This window comes from Mesorhizobium onobrychidis (assembly GCF_024707545.1).
GTDB classification, from domain to species: Bacteria; Pseudomonadota; Alphaproteobacteria; order Rhizobiales; family Rhizobiaceae; genus Mesorhizobium; species Mesorhizobium onobrychidis.
Window position 1 is genome coordinate 516,726 of sequence record NZ_CP062229.1, and the last position, 19,309, is coordinate 536,034.

Sequence of the window (19,309 nt, forward strand, 5' to 3'; positions counted from 1 at the left end):
TAGCGGTCGCTTCCTACATCCCTCCCGTCCACAGGATTCCCGCCCATGACCGCTCTTTCCGTTCTCGACCTGTCGCCGATCGTCGAAGGCAGCAACGCTTCGCAATCACTCGCCAATTCGCTCGATCTTGCCCGCCATGCCGAGCGGCTGGGCTACAAGCGCTACTGGCTGGCCGAGCATCACAACATGCCGGGCATCGCCAGCGCCGCCACCTCCGTCGTCATTGCCCATGTCGCCGGCGGTACCAGGACGATACGCGTCGGCGCCGGCGGCATCATGCTGCCTAACCATTCGCCGCTGGTCATCGCCGAGCAGTTCGGGACGCTGGCGGCATTGCATCCCGGCCGCATCGACCTCGGCCTCGGCCGGGCGCCGGGCACGGACATGGGCACGGCCCGCGCACTGCGCCGCAACCTCGAGGCCGGCGCCGACAGTTTCCCGCAGGATGTCGTCGAGCTGATGGGCTATTTCCGGCCGGCCGAAGACGGTCAGCGCATCCGCGCCGTGCCCGGCGAGGGCGAGCAGGTGCCGATCTGGATTCTGGGCTCGAGCCTCTATGGCGCACAGCTCGCAGCCATGCTCGGCCTGCCCTACGCCTTCGCCTCGCATTTCGCACCGGCCGAACTCGACCACGCACTGGAGATCTATCACTCGCGCTTCCAGCCGTCGAAACAGCTCGACAAGCCCTATGTCATGCTCGGTCTCAACGTGTTCGCGGCGCCCTCCGACGCCGAGGCGCGGCTGTTGTTCACTTCGTTGCAGCAGGCCTTCGTCAATCTGCGCACCGGCCGACCCGGCCGACTGCCGCCGCCGGTCGAGGGATATGAGCGCGACCTCGACCCGATGGCCAAAACCATGCTTGGCCAGGCGCTGTCCTGCGCCGTCGTCGGCGCCCCGGAAACGGTCAGGCAAGGCATCGAGGCGTTCGTGCAGCGCACCGGCGCCGACGAGCTGATGGTCACCGCGCAGATTTTCGACCACGCAGCGCGGGTGCGATCGTTCGAGATCCTGGCCGACGTCCACAAATCGCTGTCGGAAGCGGCCTGATGGTCTTTCCGAGACTGCGAAGGCGCGTCACGCGCTGATGCTCTGTGCGATCGCCCCCAAGGGCGCCCCGAGTGGCCGGCATGAACTGCGGATCATCAGGCGTCCCTTGAGCGCCAGCTTGCGCGGCGGCGCGTCCCTGTTTCCGGCGAGCCGGTCGAGCAGCAGATTGGCCGCCTGCTCGCCGATCGCCTTGACCGGTTGTGCGACCGTAGTCAGTTGCGGCTGGAACACGTCCGACCATGGAAAATCGTCGAAGCAGGCGACCGAAATATCCTCGGGGCAGGACAGCCCGATATCGCGGATCGCCTTCATGGTGCCGATCACCATCGGGTTGTTGGCCGAGAAGATCGCGCTCGGGCGGTCGTGCAGCGAAAGCAGCTGCATCGTCGCGTTGTAGCCGTCGACCTCGTGGAAATTGCCGAAGCGGACGAGCTCATTCTCAAACGGCAGACCGGCGGCCTGGAGTGCCTCGCGATACCCTGTCATGCGGTCATGCATGGGCGAGATGTCGAACGAGCCGGAGATGTAGCCGATCCGCCGGTGGCCGAGATCGATCAGATAGCTGATGGCGTCGAACACCGCGCGCTGGTTGTCGAGAACGACGGTGTCGGTATCGACGCCTTCGCAAACGCGGTCGAGCAGCACCACCGGCACGTTGGCGTCGTCGACAATTCTCTTCAGGATCGCGCCGTCGCCAACGCGCGCGACGATCAGCCCGTCGACCATCCGGTCGAGCAGCAGCCTGATCTGGTCATCCTGCGTGTTCAGATCCTCGTCCGTGCAGCACAGCATAACCGCATAGCCGGCGCGGTCGAATGCCTGCTGGATAACCGAAACGACATCGGTAAAGAACGGATTGGTGATGTGGGGAACGGTAAGCCCGATGGTGCGGGTCGTACCCATCTTCAGGCTGCGGGCAATCGCGTTGCGCTTATAGCCGATGTCGCGGATCGCCTGTTCGATGCGCTGGCTGAGCTCGGGACTGACGGTCGCGGTGCCGTTGATCAGCGCCGAGACGGTGGCGACCGAAACACGCGCCACTTCAGCCACGTGCAGCATGGTCGGGGCCGTGGACTTTCGCTGCTTTTTTCGCCCTGACGCCATCATTTTCGAAACGTTTCACCGCCCTCTGGCTGCAATACCTACGGAATCTCGCAGATTTGCGCAAGAATTGAAATGCGTCAATTCCGTCTCACCAGATACCGGCTTGACATGATCGAAACGTTTAGATTAGCGTTTGGGACATTCGACGACGACGGAAGGGAGGCCGTTCTTGTCATGGAGCCTGGCAATTCCAGCACGTCCGGAGATGTTGCAGCTGCCGCCGACCCGGCCGTCGTTCTGAGCGCCGAGCACATCTCCAAGACCTTCGGCGGCATCGCCGCACTTGTCGATGTCGGCTTCGACCTGCGGCGCGGCGAGGTCCATGCGCTGATGGGGGAAAACGGCGCCGGCAAGTCGACGCTGATGAAAATCCTCTCCGGCATCTATACGGATTACGACGGAACGGTGAACGTCGATGCCCATCCGGTCCGTTTCGCCGGGGTCCGCGACGCCGAGCATGCCGGCATCGCCATCATCCACCAGGAGCTCAATCTCGTCCCCGAGCTCAGCGTTGCGGATAATATCTTTCTGGGGCGCGAGAAGCTGATCGCCGGACTTATCGTCGACCGCAAGGCAAGCAGCCATGCCGCCGGCGCGCTGCTGCAGAGGCTCGGTATCGAGCTCAACCCGGAAGCGCGGGTCGGCAGCTTGCGCGTCGGCGAGCAGCAGCTGGTCGAGATCGCCAAGGCACTGTCGATGTCGGCGCGCATCCTGATCATGGACGAGCCGACTTCCGCGCTTTCGCCGGCCGAATGCCAAAGGCTGTTTCGGATCATCCGCCAGCTCGCCGACAACGGGGTGGCGATCGTCTACATCTCCCACCGCATCGACGAGGTCATGCATCTGGCCGGCCGGGTCACCGTGTTTCGCGATGGACGCCACGTGCTGACCGAGGCGATGGCAAAGCTCGACGAAAACACCATCATTTCGGCGATGGTCGGGCGAAACCTGCTTGCCTCTTCCCAGGAAGAGCGTGGCCCCAGCGGCAAGGTCGTCCTCTCCGTAAGCGGCCTATCGCTGTCGAAACCAGACCGCCACGGCTGGCGCACCGCGCTCGACGGCGTCGGCTTCGATCTTGCCGCCGGGGAAATTCTGGGGATAGGCGGACTGCTGGGCTCGGGACGCACCGAAATCCTGGAGACCATCTTCGGCTCCAGCGGCGGACGTGCCGGCGGCGAAATCCGGCTCGACGGCGAGCCGGTGGAAATCCGTTCGCCGCGCGACGCCCGCCGGCTCGGCATCGCCATGGTGACAGAGGACCGCAAGACGCAAGGCCTGCATCTTCAGGCCTCGATCACCGACAATGTGGCGCTGCCTCTGGTCGGCGCGCTGGCACGGTTCGGCCTTCGCTCGCTGGCCGGCGAGCAAGGCTTGGCGCGGCACGCCGTCAAAGCGCTAGGCATTCGCTGCGGGACCATCGAGCAGCCGGCCGGCACACTGTCCGGCGGCAACCAGCAGAAGGTCGTCATCGGCAAGTGGCTGGCGACGCGGCCACGGGTGCTGTTGCTGGACGAGCCGACACGCGGCATCGATGTCGGCGCCAAGCGCGAGATTTACGATCTCATCTTCAAGCTGGCGCGAGACGGGCTCGCCATCGCCGTCATCAGCTCGGAATTGCCGGAGCTGCTGCATCTTTCCGACCGCATCCTGGTCATGGCCGATGGTCGCCAGACGGGGACCCTCTCGCGCGGGCAAGCCAGCGAGGAGGCTATCATGCGGCTTGCGGCGCCGCGCCGGACCATGACGAGACCCGCAGCATGAGCATCTTGAACATCCTGTCCCGGACGAAGCTCTATTGGGGCCTGATCGCCATCTTCCTGATCGGCGTGCTGGGCTCGCCGATCAGCTCCAAGGGCAACAACATCTTCCTGTCCTACGGCAATCTGCTCGATGTCCTGCGCCAGGTGTCGACCACCGGCCTGATCGCCACCGGCATGACCGCGGTGATCATCACTGGCGGCATCGACCTTTCCGTCGGCTCGCTGATGGCGATCTGCACCGTGGTCTGCGCCATGCTGCTGACGGTTCCGGGTGTCACGCCGGCGGTGGTGCTGGGGGTGCCAACAGTTGCCGTAGTCGCCCTTTGCCTCGGCATCCTGGTCACCCGTTTCATTTTCCTGAACATCGAAAAATCCCGCGCCGGCTCCCAGGCCACGCACGACATCAGGCTGGATAGTGTTCGTGGACTGGTCACGCCCGGTATTGTCGGAGTGGTCCTCTGCTCCCTCGTGCTGTGGTTCCTGCTGCCGCAGGTAGGCTCAAAATTCGGCGTGCTCGGCGTGTTGCTGGTGGCGCCTTGCGTCGGACTGCTGTTCGGCGCGCTCAACGGCTTCATCATCGTTGCCGGGCGGCTGCAGCCCTTCATCGTCACGCTGGCGATGATGGTGACGGCGCTCGGCATCGCCCGGCTGACGGCCGGCCAGAACAATGCGGTGCTGCCGGTCTACACCGGCTCGAACGCCACCGCGGATTTCGAGATCCTGCGCTCGCTGGTCTTCGGCGTGATCCCTATGCCGGGCCTGTTCTTCCTCGGAGCGATCCTGATCTACGGCGCCGTGCTGCGCTTCACGCCGTTCGGCCGCTATGTCTACGCCATCGGCGGCAATGAAGAGGCGGCACGGCTGTCCGGCATCGCCGCCGGCCGCGTCAAGATTGCGACCTACGCCGTATCCGGACTGCTGGCCGGCGTGGCGGCAGTGCTTTATGTTGCGCAATACAGGCAAGGCAAGCCGGATGCCGGCGCCGGACTGGAGCTCGATGCCATCGCCGCCGTGGTCATCGGCGGCACCAGCCTGATGGGCGGACGCGGCAGCCTCATCGGCACATTCTGCGGCGTGCTGATCTTCGGACTGCTCTCGAATATCCTGCAATTGCACAACATCAATTCGAACCTTCAGCTCGTACTGAAGGGGATGATCATCATCGGCACCGTGCTCGTCCAGGAGCGCAATGCCGTTGATTTTCTCTTCTATCTGCGCCTGGTATTTGCGCCTCTCTGGGGCGGGCAGGCGCACAAGGAAACGACCGCAGCAAAGCGGCCGTCAAAAGAGACCCCGTCTCTAAATCTTGGAGGAAACAAGAAATGAAACGACGTGAATTGTTGAAGCTCGCCGCTGTCACCGCGGCACTGCTGACCACGACCGCGCTTTTGGCCAGCGGCAACGCCTACGCGCAGGACAAGAAGTGGAAGATCGGCTTCTCGCAGGTGACGACCATCGAGCCCTGGCGCGCCCAGTTCAACAAGGACATTCTGGCTGAGGCCGCCAAGCATCCGGAAGTCGAGCTGATCGTCACCGACGGCGAGGACAAGACGGAAAAGCAGGTCGCCGATGTCGAAAACCTGATCCGCCAGGAAGTCGACGCGCTGCTGGTGTCACCGAAGGAATCCGCTGGGTTGACCGGCGTCGTGCAGCAGGCGATCGACGCCAAGATCCCGGTCTTCGTGCTCGACCGCAACGTCGAGACCAAGGACTACACGCAGTTCGTCGGCGGCGACAACAAGCTGATCGGCCGGGCTGCCGGTGAATACGCCGTCGAATTGCTCGGCGGCAAGGGCAAGGCCGCCGGCAATGTCGTCGAGATCTGGGGCGGCATGGGCACCCAGCCAGCACATGACCGCCATGACGGCTTCCATGAATTCACCGGCAAGGAGCCGGGCATCAAATATCTGCTCGACCAGCAGTCGGGCGACTGGAAACAGGACCAGGCCTACAACATCATGGCCACGGCACTGCGCAACAACGAGAAGATCGACCTCGTCTACGGTCATAACGACCCGATGGCATACGGCGCGTATCTTGCCGCCAAGGATGCCGGACGCGAGAAGGACATCAAGTTCATCGGCATCGATGGCCTGCCCAATGAAGGCGTGACGCTGGTCAACAATGGTGAACTGACGGCGACCTTCACCTATGTGACGCCCGGCGCCGAAGGACTGCGGCAGGCGATCAAGTTCCTGAACGGCGAGAAGGTCGAAAAGACCATCACTCTGCCGACGGAGAAGATTACCAAGGAAAATGCCGCTCAGATCCTGAAGGACAACGGGCTCTGAGTTGAGACTTCCCTGCCGGGCGGACATCGCCCGGCAGGGAAAAAATTCAAGCTTCGACAGGCAAACCGCTCAGGCCAGCTTGGCCAAAAGCCTCATGAAGGTGGCGGCCTCCTTGGCCGAAAGCGGCGCCAGCGTTTCCTGAGTGATGTCGCGGGCGATCGGGATCAGCCGCTCGATGGCATCGCGGCCTTCAGCGGTCAGATTGACCAGCAGGCGCCTTTTGTCGACCTCATGCTTGGAAAGCTCGACCAGGCCGCGCGCCTTGAGCCGGTCGATGACACCTTTCACCGTCGCCGCATCCATGGCGATCAGGCTGCCAAGCTGGTTCTGCGAGGTCTCGCCGACGTCGTGCAATTTGGCCAGGGCGGCAAATTGCGGCGGTGTCAGGTCGGCGATATGCGCCGCGAAGATCGAGACATGGCGCTGGTGCGCCTTGCGCAGAATGAAGCCGACCTGCTCCTGCAAGCGGTAATCGTTTTCGTCAGGCTCTTCGGCCTCGACGAGCTTGAGCAGATTGTCCTCGCCGCTCACCGCAGCCCGTCCCAAGCCTTGATGTCTTTCGCCGCGAGGCCGCCCATACGGTCGTGCACGCGCGGGCCGCAGGTCATGGCGAGGCAGAACAGTATCTCGTCGGGACGAGGCCCGTCGCTGATGCCGACCTCCATGGCGTCGAAATGGCTGCGCACATAGGCGGCGTTGATGTGACCGAGCGGCACGTCGAGCCGCGAGCCGAAGGCGCCGACCTTCTTTGCCGATGGCACGATCGCCTTGGCGTCGCCGAGCCGCTCGCGCATGGCATAGCCGCCAGGCACATGCCACAGCGCGCCATGCTCCAGCTCGCCGGCGATACCGACGATGGCGCCCTTGCCGTAGCCGTCGATCTGCTTCACGTCGCCGCCCAATGCGGCGATCAGCTTGTCGGAGAGCAGCAGCCCCAGCGGCTTCAGATCGTCCATGGCGCTCTGCAGCTCCTCCACGTAGCGGCCGGCGAACGGGTTGTTCACCACCGCCATGGCGGCGGCACGGCGGCGCGGCACCTTCGCCACCGGCCCGCCCTCGTGAAATATCTCTTCGGTCAGCACGACAACCTTGCGGATCGCAAACTCAGGCATGGGCAATTTCCTTACTTGATTTCTCGTTGGGCGCAGTGAGCGCCATGGGACCGGCGATCCGTGCCTGACCGGCAAGGAAAAGCGCTGAAGCGGCAATCAGGCCGTGTCGCCGAAAATCTTCGGCGACGGCGATCCCGCTGTCCAGCGCGGCGGCTATTTCGCTGGCAGAAAGCGCGCCGACGGCTTGGGTGACCAGGCGAGCGCCAAGGTCGCTGTCGGGCGCCAGATCGCACGCCGGCACGCGCTCGATGGCAGAATGACCGGGCAGGTCGACGGCGTTGGCGATCAGGGTCGCCGCGGCGTCGGCTTCAGCACCCGTCCGCGCCAGCACGGTGACGGCGTCGGCGATGCCGAGCGAAAAGGAACGGCCGCGCCAGCCGCTTGTCGCGACGCCGCGGATCCCGTCTTCGGCACGGATCGTGATCCGGTCTGCGAGTCCATGGCCCGTACCGGCAATGGCTACGGTCATGGACCGGCCGTTGCCGAGATGGATCGCGCTGTCGCCGCCATTATTGACGTAGGCGCGATCGAGCCGGCGGCCGGCCAGCAGCGCACCAAGCATTTCGTCGGCTACCGAACCGGCGACCGCAGCCATCGGCGTGATGAATTGTTTCGCCAGCGGAACAACCGCCGCTTCCATGCGTCGCGCCGTCGGGCCAGCGAAAGCACGTGGTCGCGACGAGGCCGGGCGGCGCAGTTCTGGCAGTTCGTCGACGAGCTCCTGCAGGATTGTTTGAAACCGCGCCACCGCCTGGCCATAGGCGGCGCGGCACTCGTCCGCATCGCCAAATGCCTCGATGATCAGGTCGATCGGGCCATGATTGAGATGCAGCCGCCTGCCGGCCTCAAGCCAATGTACCTGCGGGCCGTTCATCACCCGGCCCCGGTGCCCGCTGCGCGCCGCAACTGCGCCAGCGGCGGCCACGGATTGCTGGCCGGCGCGCCCGTGCCATGACGCGGATTGAGGTACTCGCCGCCTTTGGCAAGGATATCCTCGACGCTGCGGATCTCGGCTTCGTAGCCGCCGAGCCTGACATAGTCGTCGCGGCGCAGGGTGAATTCGATCGGCGCCACCAGCGCCGGCGTCGGCACATAGCCGAAGGCGTTCTCCGGCACGCGGGTGACGTCGACCATCAGCGTGATGCCGCCGCCCGGCCAGACATAGACCGGCGCGCCGCCAACGGTCACATAGGTCGTCAGGCCCTGCACCGAGCGGGTCAGATTGACCGGGTTCTCGGTGACGCCGGCACGCAGCGAACCGCCGGCGCCGCCGACGAACAGCACGGTGCACAGCGCCGGTTCACAATTGTCCTCGATCAGGCCGACGGACTTCTGCAGCCGCTCCGGGAACGGTTTTTGCACCGGCTTCAATTCGTCGTCGAGCTCGTAATAGGCGAACTGCTCGCCGGTGGTCGAGACCATCAGCAGCGACAGGCCGGGACGCGAGCCTTTCTTCGCATTCCACTCGCCCAGGATCGACAGCGGGTCGGAAATGCTGGTGCCGCCCCAGCCAAGGCCCGGCTCGGAGACCTTGAAATAGCGGCCCGGCGTCGAACGGCGGCCGATGATTTTTATCCCCGTATCCTGCCAGCCGAGCACCTTGCCCGCCTGATGCTCGGAGACGACGCCGGTGATGTGGTCGTCGACCACCACCACCTCGTCGACCAGGCCGCGCCACTGGGTGGCGAACATGCCGATGGTGGCCGAGCCGCAGCCGACGCGCATACGATGTTCGAGCTTGCCGTCGATGACCGGCGGCTTGCCGGCTTCGACGATGACCGCAGCACCGCCGTCGATGGTGAGTTCGACCGGCTTGCGGTTGCACAGATTGAGCATCGCATCGCAGGTGGCACGACCTTCGGCTTTCGAACCGCCGGTCAGATGGTGCACGCCGCCCAGCGACAGCATCTGCGAGCCGTATTCGCCTGTCGTGACATGGCCGATCGCCTCACCCGCCGCGCGGACCGTCGCCGTTTCGGGGCCGATATGACGGTCGGTATCGATCTTCACCTTGACGCCGCAGTAGGAGAAGATGCCCTCGGTGACGACGGTGACGAGATCGACGCCTTCGACCTCCTGGCTGACAATGAACGGGGCCGGCTTGTAGTCGGGATAGGTGGTGCCGGCGCCGATCGCGGTGACGAAGCGGCGGCCGGTGTTGACCAGTTCGCCGTCCCAGGCCTCGCCTTCGGCGACAAACGGCACGACCGCGCCACCGGTCTCGGCCGCATGGTCGAGGATGGTCAGCGGATCCACCCGCACGATCCTGCCGCCGACATTGCCGTAGCGATCACAGGCGCCGGTGCGGCCGTCGGCGATGTAGCACATCACCGGGCAGGCATCGCAGCGGATCTTTTCCGCCACCTGCTTCTCGCCGGGATCATGCGTCTCAAAGCGTTCGGCAAGCTCGCTCATCGGCATGCCTCCTTGTCGCGGATCGCGGCACGGATGCGGCTCGGCGTCGCCGGAATTTTGGTGACCAGGACACCGGTGGCATGACGGATGGCATTGAGGATCGCCGGTGACGTCGGGATCAGCACATGCTCGCCCAAGCCCTTGGCGCCAAAGGGCCCTTCCGGATCCGGAACTTCGATCAGGATGGTCTCGATCGGCGGTACGTCGCCGATGGTCGGGATAAGATAGTCGTGCAAATTCTCGGTGCGGCCGGGGATGTACTCTTCCATCAATGCCATGCCGATGCCTTGCGCGATGCCGCCCTCGATCTGGCCTTCGGCGAGCAGAGGGTTGATCGCCTTGCCGACATCATGCGCGGCGGTGATCTTGATCAGCTTCACCGTACCGAGCTTGAGGTCGACCTCCAACTCGGCAATCTGCGCGCCGTAGCCATAGACGGCATAGGGCTTGCCCTGGCCCTTGGCGTCGAGCGGCAGCGTCGGCGGATCATAGCTTTCCTCGGCGCGGAAGACGAAACCGTCGGCATCGGCCTTCAGCGTGGACAAATCGATATGCCGTGTCGCTTCGCCCTCGCGGATGATCAGGCTTGTGCCATCCAGAGCGATCGCCGCCTTCTCCGACACATTGGCAAAACGCAGCATGGTTTCGCGCAAGGCGCGGCCGGCCTTTTCGGCGGCCTTGCCGGTCACGAAGGTCTGGCGCGAAGCCGATGTCTTGCCGGCGTCCGGCGTGATCGCCGTGTCAGCGCTTTTCAGCCGGAATTTTTCCAGCGGCAGGCCGAGGGCGTCGGCGCAGATCTGGGCGATGACCGTGTTCGAGCCTTGCCCGATATCGACGGCACCCTGATGCAGGACGACATCGCCAGAGGCGGAGATGCCGACCCTGATGGTCGACGGATTTGGCAGCGAGGTGTTGCCGCAGCCGTACCAGCAGGAGGCGACGCCGACGCCACGTTTTTTTGTGCTGCTGCCGGCGTTGAACAACTCGGCATCGACAAGCGCACGCGCCCAATGCGACCGCAGCGCTTCGAGGCACTCGGCGATGCCGACGCCCGCTTCCAATCTCTGACCAGTAACCGTTTCGGAGCCGTTACGAAGGCAGTTTTTCAAGCGAAAGTCGAGCCGATCCAGCCGAAGCTTTTCGGCCAGCTCGTCATAGAGCGTCTCCTGCATGATCGTCGCCTGCGGCACGCCGAAACCGCGGAACGCGCCGGAGATCGGGCCATTTGTGTGGATGGCGCGGCCTTCGGCACGATAGTTCGGCGTGGCATAGGGACCGGAGGCGTGCACCGGCACGCGGTTGGCGACGGTCGGACCCCAGCTTGCATAGGCGCCGGTGTTGAAATCGCCTGCAAAGACCATACCGGTGACGCGGCCATCGGCATCGGCGCCGATGGTCGCCTTCATCTCGGCGGGATGACGCTTGGTGGTCGAGATCATCGATTCATTGCGGGTGTAGACGAGTGCCGCCGGCCGCCCGGTTTTCATCGCGACCAGACCGATCAGCGGCTGCAACGAAACGTCGAGCTTGGAGCCAAAACCGCCGCCGGTGGCGGTCGGCACGATACGCACCTTGTCGACGGCAAGGCCAAGCACTTTTGCGGTGTCGTCGCGGTCCATGTAGGGCGCCTGCGTGCAGGCGACGACGACGAGCGTGTCGCCGTCCATATAGGCATAGCCGGCTTCCGGCTCGATATAGGCGTGCTCGACATAGGATGTGTCGATGGCGCCCGAAACGATGAAGGCAGCGCCGGCAAGGGCGGCCTCCGGGTCACCGCGCTCGACAAAGCCGGTGGTGAGCAGGTTTGCCGGTCGGTTCTCGTGGATCAGTTGCACGCCGCCGGCCTGCGCCTCGCAAGGCTGCAGAAGGTGCGGCAACTCGGTCCAACGAACAGGAAAATCCGAAAGATCGAGATCGAGGATGGCCTCGCGCTCGCCGGCAACCAGCGCCACCGCCTCGCCGCGAAAGCGCGAAAAACCTTCAGCCAGCGCCGGCTGGTCGGCAAAAGGCGCAATGACGCCGAAGCAGTTCTTTCCCGGAATGTCGGCAGCGGTGAAGACGCCGACGATGCCGGGATGGACTTTCACCCAGGCGTCGAGATCGCCGAAGGCGAAGCGGGCGTGATAATGCGGCGAGCGAACCACCAGCACCGCCAGCGCATCGAGTGGGAAGGAATCGCCGCCGAATTTTTCGCCGCCAGTGACTTTCGGCAGGCCGTCGAGCCTGATCGGAGAGGAACCGACGGCGTGGCCGGCCTGCGGCATGCGATGGTCAAGGCCATTGGCATGGCGCGACGCATCCATCACCGCCGCAACGATCTTTCGATAGCCGGTGCAGCGGCAGAGGACGCCGCCCAGCGCATCCTGGGTTTCGGCCTCGGTTGGGTTGGGCGTCCTTTCCAGAAGTGCGGTTGCCGCGACCAGCAGGCCGGGTGTGCAGATGCCACACTGCGCTGCGCCATGATCGAGGAACGACGCCTGCAGCGCCGACAATCTGCCGTTGGCGAGACCCTCGACGGTCGTCACCACGGTGCCAGCGGCAGAAGCCGCTGACATGAGGCAGGCGCAGACCGGTTCGCCATCGACGAGCACGGTGCAGGCGCCGCAGTCGCCGGCGTCGCAGCCGACTTTGGTGCCGGTCAGGTGCAATTCGTCGCGCAGCACCGAAGAGAGACGGCGAACCGGCGGTACGCAGACAGAAACGGCGACGCCGTTGACCTCGAAGGCGATGTCAGCGCGCTCCATGCTCATGCCAGGCTGAGCCATGCTCATGCCAGGCTGAGCCATGCTCATGCCAGGCTGAGCCATGCTCATGCCAGGCTGAGCCATGCTCATGCCAGGCTGAGCTTTGGTCATGCCAGGCGGAGCTTTGCTCATGCGGCCACCGCCTTGTCATTCGACGCGTGACCCGCGGCACCGAGCACGGCGCGGGCGACGATCTCGCGCGCGGCGTCCAGCCGGTATTCGGCGCTGCCGCGCACATCGCCGATCGGCGACAACTCGTCCATCGGTGCAGACTGGATCGCAGTGGCGAGGGCGTGGTCAACCGGGAGGCCGCGCAAGGCTGCTTCGACGCCCGAGAGACGCTTGGCGACAACCGAACAGGAGCCGACGGCGACGGCAGCGTTGCCGACGATGCCATCCTCAATGGTCAAGCGGGCCGCCGCCATGGCTATCGAAATGACGAGATAGCGACGCGCGCCGAGCTTCACGAAAGCTGACGTGCCGGTGGCCGCGTTTTTCGGCACGCGGATGGCGGTCACCATTTCGCCCGGCTGCAGTTCCGTGCGGCGGTTTCCCAGGATGAATTTTTCCAGCGGCAGATGGCGGACCATCGCAACCGTGCGCAGTTCGACCTCGGCGTCGAGGACGAGCAGCGCCGGCACGCCGTCGGCGGCCGGAGAGGCATTGCAGAGATTGCCGGCGATGGAGGCGACGTTCTGGATCTGCACGGAGCCGACTTCTCGCGCCGCCTGCTTCAGCGCATCGAAAGCCGCCGGCAGCGGATGACGGATAAGATCGGTCCAGGTCGTGCGCGCACCGATGATCCAATGGTCCTCGGTCTGGGCGATACCACGCAGCGCCGCCAGACCGTTGATGTCGAGGACATTTTCATGGAAAGGCGTGGCTCCTTGCGTCGGATAGAAATCGGTGCCGCCGGCAAGGATGCGCCACGGAGCCTCGCCAAGCAAAGCGAGCGCCTCGTCTATGGTGGTGGGTTTCGCGTAACGGATCACGCTTTGCCTTCCCAGAAAAATGGGCCTCCTCGAGAGGGGCTTCCCAACAGAACCTGCCGGCGTCCGAGCCGGTCAAATTCATTCGTATGCAAATGATATCAAGCCGGCAGGAATTGTCAAAGCCAGAGTTTCGAGCCGCTATCCGCATCGGCACGGCGGCACGCATTTGTTATGCCATTGGAGGTTGACGCAGCCGGCCATCTGGTCAAATTTCTGCATCCGGTCGCGTCAGCGGCATTTTTTCGGTGGAGCCTGGGTTCGGACACCGGATTCCACGTTTCGGCCGACTTCCGGTTCGGGTCATGCCTCCGGGACAAACAAGAGGAGGCTCCATGGCCGACGAAGCGCTTGTCATCATCGATCTGCAGAACGATTTCTGCCCGGGCGGCGCGCTGGCGGTGGCCGGCGGCGACGAGATCGTGCCTCTGGTCAACGACCTGATCCGGCGGACCGAACATGTCGTGCTGACGCAGGACTGGCATCCCGCCGGCCATTCGAGCTTTGCCTCCAGTCATCCCGGCAAGCAGCCGTTCGAAACGATTGACATGCCTTACGGCCAGCAGACGCTGTGGCCGGACCACTGCATCCAGGGCAGCCTGGGTTCGGATTTCCATTCGGGCCTTGCCTGGACCAAGGCCGAACTGGTGATCCGCAAGGGCTTCCGCCCGGAGATCGACAGCTATTCGGCTTTCTTCGAAAACGACCATGCGACGCCGACTGGCCTTGCCGGCTATCTCCAGGAGCGCGGCATCGACACGCTGACCCTGGTCGGCCTGGCGACCGATTATTGCGTCGCCTTCTCGGCGCTCGACGCGGTCAAGCACGGCTTTCACACAACAGTGCGGCTCGACGCCTGCCGCGGCATCGACCTCAATGGCTCCGTCGAGACGATGCTGAACCGAATGCGTGATGCCGGCGTGACGCTGGCTTGAACATCACCAATCGCATTCGACACAATTCCAGAGGGGGCATTATGGGGTTTGCGGCGGCTTTGACGGCGGGCGCTGTGATGGCAGTCGCAACGTTGTCTCCGGGAATGGCGCTTGCAGCCGAGGCCCACGAGCTGCCGGGCGAAACAATGTCGCTGTGGTGGGCGCTGCCCTTTGCCGGCCTGCTTCTGTCGATCGCCACGGGGCCATTGCTCTTCCACCATCTCTGGGAGCATCACTACGGCAAGATCACCCTCTTCTGGGCCGCGCTTGTGGTCGTGCCGCTGGCGGTTGCGTTCGGCATGGCTTCGGCCACAGAAGCGGTATTGCATGCGCTGCTCACCGAATACATGTCGTTCATCATTCTTCTGTTTGCGCTGTTCACCATTTCGGGCGGTATCCTCGTCGCCGGCAACATCCATGGCACGCCGCTGGTGAACGCCGGACTGCTGCTGATCGGGGCGTTGCTCGCCTCGGTCATTGGGACGACCGGCGCCTCGATGATCCTGATCCGGCCGATCCTGCGCGCCAACGACAACCGGCCGTTCAACGCCCATGTCGTCATCTTCTTCATTTTCCTGGTGTCCAACATCGGCGGCTCGCTGACGCCGCTCGGCGACCCGCCGCTGTTCGTCGGCTTCCTGCGCGGCGTCGATTTCTTCTGGACCACCACCAACCTCTATCAGGAGACACTGTTCGTCGGCAGCTTGGTGCTGGCCGTCTTCCTGGCCATGGACATCATCCTGCATCACCGCGAGGCCGGCGCGCCGAAGATCAAGGATCCGACACCGGACACGACGGTGCGCATCCGAGGCCTGCCAAACGTCCCGCTGCTGGCCGGGGTGATCGGCGCGATCCTGCTTTCCGCGACCTGGAAGCCAGGCGTGGCTTTCTCTGTCCAGGGCGTGAGCCTTGAATTGCAGAACCTCGTGCGCGACGCCATCATCCTGGCGCTTGCCTTCCTTTCGCTCGGCGTCTCGCGCAAGAGCCACAGGCAGGCGAACAACTTCCACTGGGAGCCGATCGCCGAGGTGGCGAAACTGTTCGCCGGCATCTTCATCTGCATCGTGCCGGTCATCGCCATTCTCAGGGCGGGCCCCGACGGCGCGCTGGCACCGCTGGTCTCGCTTGTCACCTCGCCCACGGGCGAGCCCAACGAGCTTGCCTATTTCTGGCTGGCCGGGGCGCTGTCATCCTTCCTCGACAATGCGCCGACCTATCTGGTGTTCTTCGAGCTCGCCGGCGGCGATCCGCAGCATCTGATGACCACCTTCGCCTCGACGCTGGCAGCGATCTCAGCGGGCGCAGTGTTCATGGGCGCCAACACCTATATCGGCAATGCACCGAACTTCATGGTTTACGCCATTGCCAGACATCGCGGCGTGAAGATGCCGGGCTTCTTCGGCTACATGGCATGGTCGGGCGCGGTGCTGATCCCGATATTCCTGATCGCGGGTTTTCTGTTCTTTCGCTGATCAGCCAACGCCGACATAGCGGCGGACCGCCGACGGATCGGCGCGGAGCTCCTCGACATCGACGGTCTCGCGGTTGCGGCCGTTCTCGATGAACGAGACCCGGTCGGCGACGGACAGCACGGCATCGACCCGCTGCTCGACCAGGATCGTCGAGACGCCAAGGTCGCGCAGTTTCGACACCGTCTCACGGATCCTGGCGATCATCGACGGCATCAACCCTTCGGTCGGCTCATCGAGCAGAAGCACCTGCGGTTCGAGGCACAGTGCCCGTGCCATGGCCAGCATCTGCTGCTCGCCGCCCGACAGCGTCCCGGAGCGCTGCCTGAGCCGCTGGCGCAGCAGCGGGAAAAGGTCGAGCACGTTTTCGCGCGTTGCTTTGCCCTTGCCGCGCGCCATCAGGCCGATCTCGATGTTTTCCGCCACCGTCATCTCGGCGAACAGCCGCCGGCCCTGTGGCACATAGGCGACGCCGGCCTTCGGCACATCGTGCGCCGGCAGGCCGGTCAGCTCCTTGCCGTCGAGCCTGATCGAGCCGGCGCGTGAGGGAACGAGGCCCATGACCGCCTTCAGCGTCGTCGTCTTGCCGGCGCCGTTGCGGCCGAACAGGCAAAGCACCTCGCCCTTGTTCAACACGAGGTCGAGGCCGTAGAGCACCTGGACCTCGCCGTAGAAGCAGTCGAGCCCGGAGATGGTCAGTGCTTCAGACCGTGTTTCAGTCATGGGGCGGTCCCCAGGTAGGCGTCCTGCACTTCGGCATTGGCACGGACCTGCTCGGGCGTGCCTTCGGCCAGGATCTTGCCGGCGTTGAAGACGGTGATGCGGTCGGCAAGCTGCATGACCACCGGCATGTTGTGTTCGATCAGAAGCACAGTGGCGCTTTTGGCGATCTCGCGCACCAGCCCGATGAAATTGTCGATCTCGCTGTCGGCCAGCCCCTGCGTCGGCTCGTCGAGGATCAGCAGGCGCGGTTTTAGCGCCAACCCCATCGCCACTTCGAGCAGGCGCTGATGGCCATAGGACAATTGCCCGGCCGGCATGTGGGCGCGGTCGGCAAGGCCGGTGCGCTCAAGCGCCGCCATGACGCCGACATGCACGGCACCTTTCGAGCGGCCATCGGTCAGCGTGCGCTGCACCGGCAGCGCGACGTTGTCGTAGGCGGTGAGATTGGCAAAGACGCTGGTGATCTGGAAGGTGTAGGCGACGCCAAGGCGGACCCTGGCGTAGGCCGGCAGGTTGGTAATGTCGGCGCCGTCGAAGACGATCATGCCCGACGACGGCTGGATGCGGCCGCTGACCAGACTGACGAAGGTGGTCTTGCCGGCGCCATTGGGGCCGATGACGGCGCGAATCTCGCCCGGCATGAGGGCGAAGTCGACGCCGTCGACGGCGCGCAGGCCGCCGAAATTGCGGGACAGGCCTTTGGTCGTCAGCAGCGGCATCATGGCAGCCATCCAAGCCAACGCTGGCGGATGGTGCCGAGGATGCCCTTGGGAAAGAACAGCACCAGCAGGATGAGGGCGATGCCGACGATCAGCAGGTAGGCCGAGGTATAGCCGCTGGTGACATCGACGACATAGTACATGAACAGCGTGCCGATCGACGGACCGAGCGTGGTGGCAGCACCGCCGAGCAGCACCCAGAGCAGCGGCAGGATGGAATACTGCACCGACGCGAAAGTCGAGCCGACATAACCGAACAGCAGCGCGTAGGCCGCGCCCGAGGCCGCACAGATGGTGCCGGAGACGACGACCGCGGCGAGCTTGTTGGAAAACGTGTCGTAGCCGAGCATTTTGGTCCGCTCCTCGTTCTCGCGTATGGCGACCAGCACACGGCCATACCTGGAGCGGACGACAGCGAGCGTCACCAGCAGCACGATCGAGAACAGGGCGAGCGCGCTCATGTAGCGCACGGTCGGATTGGTGAGGCCGAGCGACGTGCCGCCCAAGACGAGCACACGCGCCGACTGCGGCACGACCAGGCCCTGGTCACCGCCGGTCCAGGACGCGAAATAGAGGATTATGAGATAGAACACCTGCGCGAACATCATGGTGACGATCATGAAGGCGACGCCAGAAGTGCGCAGCGCCAGCACCCCGATCACCAGCGCGAGAAGCGCGCCGCAGGCAAGGCCGGCGGCGAAGGCGGCCGGCACGCTCCAGCCGAGATGGATGACGGCAAGGCCTGCGCCATAGAGCCCGGCCGAAAAGAACATCGCATGGCCGAGGCTGAGCAGCCCGACATAGCCGAACAGCATGTTGTAGCCCATGGCGAAAACCGCCAGCACCATGATGCGGGCGAGCAGTCCGTGGTGATATTCCGGCAGGACGAAGCTTATGGCGAAAAGCAGGCCGATGATGCCCAGATGCAGCGCATAGGCTTTTGCCGGTGAAGCCTCCTTCATCGCGATGCCGTCCCGAACAGACCTTGCGGCCGGAACACCAGCACCATGGCAACCAGCAGCGTGGCGATGATCTTGGCCAGCGTCGGCGAGAAGAACACCGAGATGATGCCGTCCGACAGGCCGATGAGCACGGCGGCGACGACGGTGCCGCGCAGCGAGCCGAGCCCGCCGATGATGACGACGATGAAGGATAGCAGCAGCGGGTCCTGCCCCATCAGGTAGTGCGCCTGGCTGATCGGCACGATCAGCACGGCGGCCACCGCCGCCAGCATGGCGCCGAGCGCGAAGACGCCGGCATAGACGCGGTCGACCGGGATGCCGAAGGCCTGCGCCGTCTCGCTGTCATATTGCGTGGCGCGCATGACGAGGCCGATTTTCGTACGCGTCAGCACGAACCACGTCGCAATAAGCAGAAGCGTGGATGCGGCGATGATCGACAGCTTGTAGCCGGAGTAGCCGAACCACGGCAAAAGGATGCGGTAGCTGAAGGGCGGCTCCACCGGCCGTGCGTCCGGACCATAAAAGGTCAGCGCCAGTTGCTGGATGATGTAGAGCATGCCGATCGTGGCGACGATGGTGGCTTCCGGATTGTAATTCAGCCGGCGCAACACCAGCCGTTCGGCGACCAGGGCGATCAGGCCGACGATCAGTGGCGCCAGCATCAGGGCGGCCAGGAAGCCGAGCGCCGGATGGCCCGATATCGCCGTGGAGATCGCCCAGGCAAGCACCGCGCCCAGCATGAAGAACTCGCCATGGGCGACATTGACGACGCGCATGACGCCGAACACCAGCGACAGGCCAAGCGCCGTCAGCGCCAGCACGGCGGAGGTGACGAGGCCTTCGAGGGCAGCGAGGAGAAGATGAGGTCCGAACGCCATCGGCTAATCACCGGCGGATGCGCGAAGCACCCCCCTCTGGCCTGCCGGCCATCTCCCCCTCAAGGGGGGAGATTGGCAGTTCCCACGAAGGCGGCCATCTACCAACCTTGGCGATTGGCGAAAGTGGTGATGACAGCCAATCTCCCCCCTTGAGGGGGAGA

17 protein-coding genes are annotated in these 19,309 nt (G+C 64.4%); 6 read left to right on the plus strand and 11 right to left on the minus strand.

Annotation, left to right across the window (positions count from 1 at the left end; all coding sequences use genetic code 11):
- Positions 1–45: 45 nt before the first annotated feature.
- Positions 46–1,047, plus strand: a complete 1,002-nt coding sequence (locus tag IHQ72_RS02470; protein ID WP_258120990.1) for an LLM class flavin-dependent oxidoreductase — start codon at positions 46–48, stop codon at positions 1,045–1,047.
- 27 nt (positions 1,048–1,074) lie between these two features.
- Here the strand turns inward: IHQ72_RS02470 and IHQ72_RS02475 are convergent, their stop codons facing one another.
- Positions 1,075–2,106 (minus strand): LacI family DNA-binding transcriptional regulator, encoded by a 1,032-nt coding sequence (locus tag IHQ72_RS02475; RefSeq protein ID WP_258120991.1) that lies wholly within the window; start codon positions 2,104–2,106, stop codon positions 1,075–1,077.
- Between the two features lie 219 nt (positions 2,107–2,325).
- Here IHQ72_RS02475 and IHQ72_RS02480 point away from each other — a divergent pair, with 219 nt between their 5' ends.
- Genes IHQ72_RS02480 through IHQ72_RS02490 form a run of 3 tightly spaced genes read left to right on the plus strand, consistent with a single transcriptional unit; the run spans position 2,326 to position 6,202 of the window.
- Positions 2,326–3,912: a sugar ABC transporter ATP-binding protein gene (locus IHQ72_RS02480; protein WP_258120992.1), complete on the plus strand. Its 1,587-nt coding sequence runs from the start codon at positions 2,326–2,328 to the stop codon at positions 3,910–3,912.
- Entirely contained in the window at positions 3,909–5,237 is a 1,329-nt protein-coding gene (locus IHQ72_RS02485; protein WP_258120993.1) for an ABC transporter permease, read from the plus strand. Before IHQ72_RS02480 ends, IHQ72_RS02485 begins: the two co-directional genes overlap by 4 nt.
- Positions 5,234–6,202: a substrate-binding domain-containing protein gene (locus IHQ72_RS02490; protein ID WP_258120994.1), complete on the plus strand. Its 969-nt coding sequence runs from the start codon at positions 5,234–5,236 to the stop codon at positions 6,200–6,202. The genes IHQ72_RS02485 and IHQ72_RS02490 overlap by 4 nt, the downstream gene beginning before the upstream one ends.
- A 69-nt stretch (positions 6,203–6,271) precedes the next feature.
- Here the strand turns inward: IHQ72_RS02490 and IHQ72_RS02495 are convergent, their stop codons facing one another.
- The 6 genes from IHQ72_RS02495 to IHQ72_RS02520 all read right to left on the minus strand — a co-directional run bounded on the left by IHQ72_RS02495 (position 6,272) and on the right by IHQ72_RS02520 (position 13,465).
- A complete protein-coding gene (locus IHQ72_RS02495; protein WP_258120996.1) occupies positions 6,272–6,733 on the minus strand; it encodes a MarR family winged helix-turn-helix transcriptional regulator in 462 nt (153 codons plus the stop codon).
- Complete coding sequence (locus tag IHQ72_RS02500) at positions 6,730–7,314, minus strand: amino acid synthesis family protein (protein ID WP_258120997.1); 585 nt, start codon at positions 7,312–7,314, stop codon at positions 6,730–6,732. The genes IHQ72_RS02495 and IHQ72_RS02500 overlap by 4 nt, the downstream gene beginning before the upstream one ends.
- Complete coding sequence (locus IHQ72_RS02505) at positions 7,307–8,188, minus strand: UPF0280 family protein (RefSeq protein ID WP_258120998.1); 882 nt, start codon at positions 8,186–8,188, stop codon at positions 7,307–7,309. The genes IHQ72_RS02500 and IHQ72_RS02505 overlap by 8 nt, the downstream gene beginning before the upstream one ends.
- Entirely contained in the window at positions 8,188–9,729 is a 1,542-nt protein-coding gene (locus IHQ72_RS02510) for a 6-hydroxynicotinate reductase (protein ID WP_258120999.1), read from the minus strand. Before IHQ72_RS02510 ends, IHQ72_RS02505 begins: the two co-directional genes overlap by 1 nt.
- On the minus strand, positions 9,726–12,500 hold the full coding sequence (locus tag IHQ72_RS02515) for a molybdopterin-dependent oxidoreductase (protein ID WP_258121000.1): 2,775 nt from the start codon (positions 12,498–12,500) through the stop codon (positions 9,726–9,728). The genes IHQ72_RS02510 and IHQ72_RS02515 overlap by 4 nt, the downstream gene beginning before the upstream one ends.
- 101 nt (positions 12,501–12,601) lie before the next feature.
- The gene (locus tag IHQ72_RS02520) at positions 12,602–13,465 is read right to left on the minus strand and encodes an FAD binding domain-containing protein (RefSeq protein WP_258121001.1); all 864 of its coding nucleotides are present in this window, start codon (positions 13,463–13,465) and stop codon (positions 12,602–12,604) included.
- Between the two features lie 332 nt (positions 13,466–13,797).
- Here IHQ72_RS02520 and pncA point away from each other — a divergent pair, with 332 nt between their 5' ends.
- Both pncA and IHQ72_RS02530 read left to right on the plus strand, forming a co-directional pair.
- Entirely contained in the window at positions 13,798–14,397 is a 600-nt protein-coding gene (gene pncA / locus IHQ72_RS02525) for a bifunctional nicotinamidase/pyrazinamidase (protein WP_123146144.1), read from the plus strand.
- A gap of 77 nt (positions 14,398–14,474) precedes the next feature.
- Complete coding sequence (locus IHQ72_RS02530) at positions 14,475–15,869, plus strand: sodium:proton antiporter (protein WP_258121002.1); 1,395 nt, start codon at positions 14,475–14,477, stop codon at positions 15,867–15,869.
- Here the strand turns inward: IHQ72_RS02530 and IHQ72_RS02535 are convergent, their stop codons facing one another.
- Genes IHQ72_RS02535 through IHQ72_RS02550 form a run of 4 tightly spaced genes read right to left on the minus strand, consistent with a single transcriptional unit; the run spans position 15,870 to position 19,148 of the window.
- Complete coding sequence (locus tag IHQ72_RS02535; protein ID WP_258121003.1) at positions 15,870–16,589, minus strand: ABC transporter ATP-binding protein; 720 nt, start codon at positions 16,587–16,589, stop codon at positions 15,870–15,872.
- Complete coding sequence (locus IHQ72_RS02540; protein ID WP_258121004.1) at positions 16,586–17,311, minus strand: ABC transporter ATP-binding protein; 726 nt, start codon at positions 17,309–17,311, stop codon at positions 16,586–16,588. The genes IHQ72_RS02535 and IHQ72_RS02540 overlap by 4 nt, the downstream gene beginning before the upstream one ends.
- Entirely contained in the window at positions 17,308–18,270 is a 963-nt protein-coding gene (locus IHQ72_RS02545; RefSeq protein WP_258121005.1) for a branched-chain amino acid ABC transporter permease, read from the minus strand. The genes IHQ72_RS02540 and IHQ72_RS02545 overlap by 4 nt, the downstream gene beginning before the upstream one ends.
- Positions 18,267–19,148, minus strand: a complete 882-nt coding sequence (locus IHQ72_RS02550; RefSeq protein WP_258121006.1) for a branched-chain amino acid ABC transporter permease — start codon at positions 19,146–19,148, stop codon at positions 18,267–18,269. The genes IHQ72_RS02545 and IHQ72_RS02550 overlap by 4 nt, the downstream gene beginning before the upstream one ends.
- Positions 19,149–19,309: the final 161 nt, after the last annotated feature.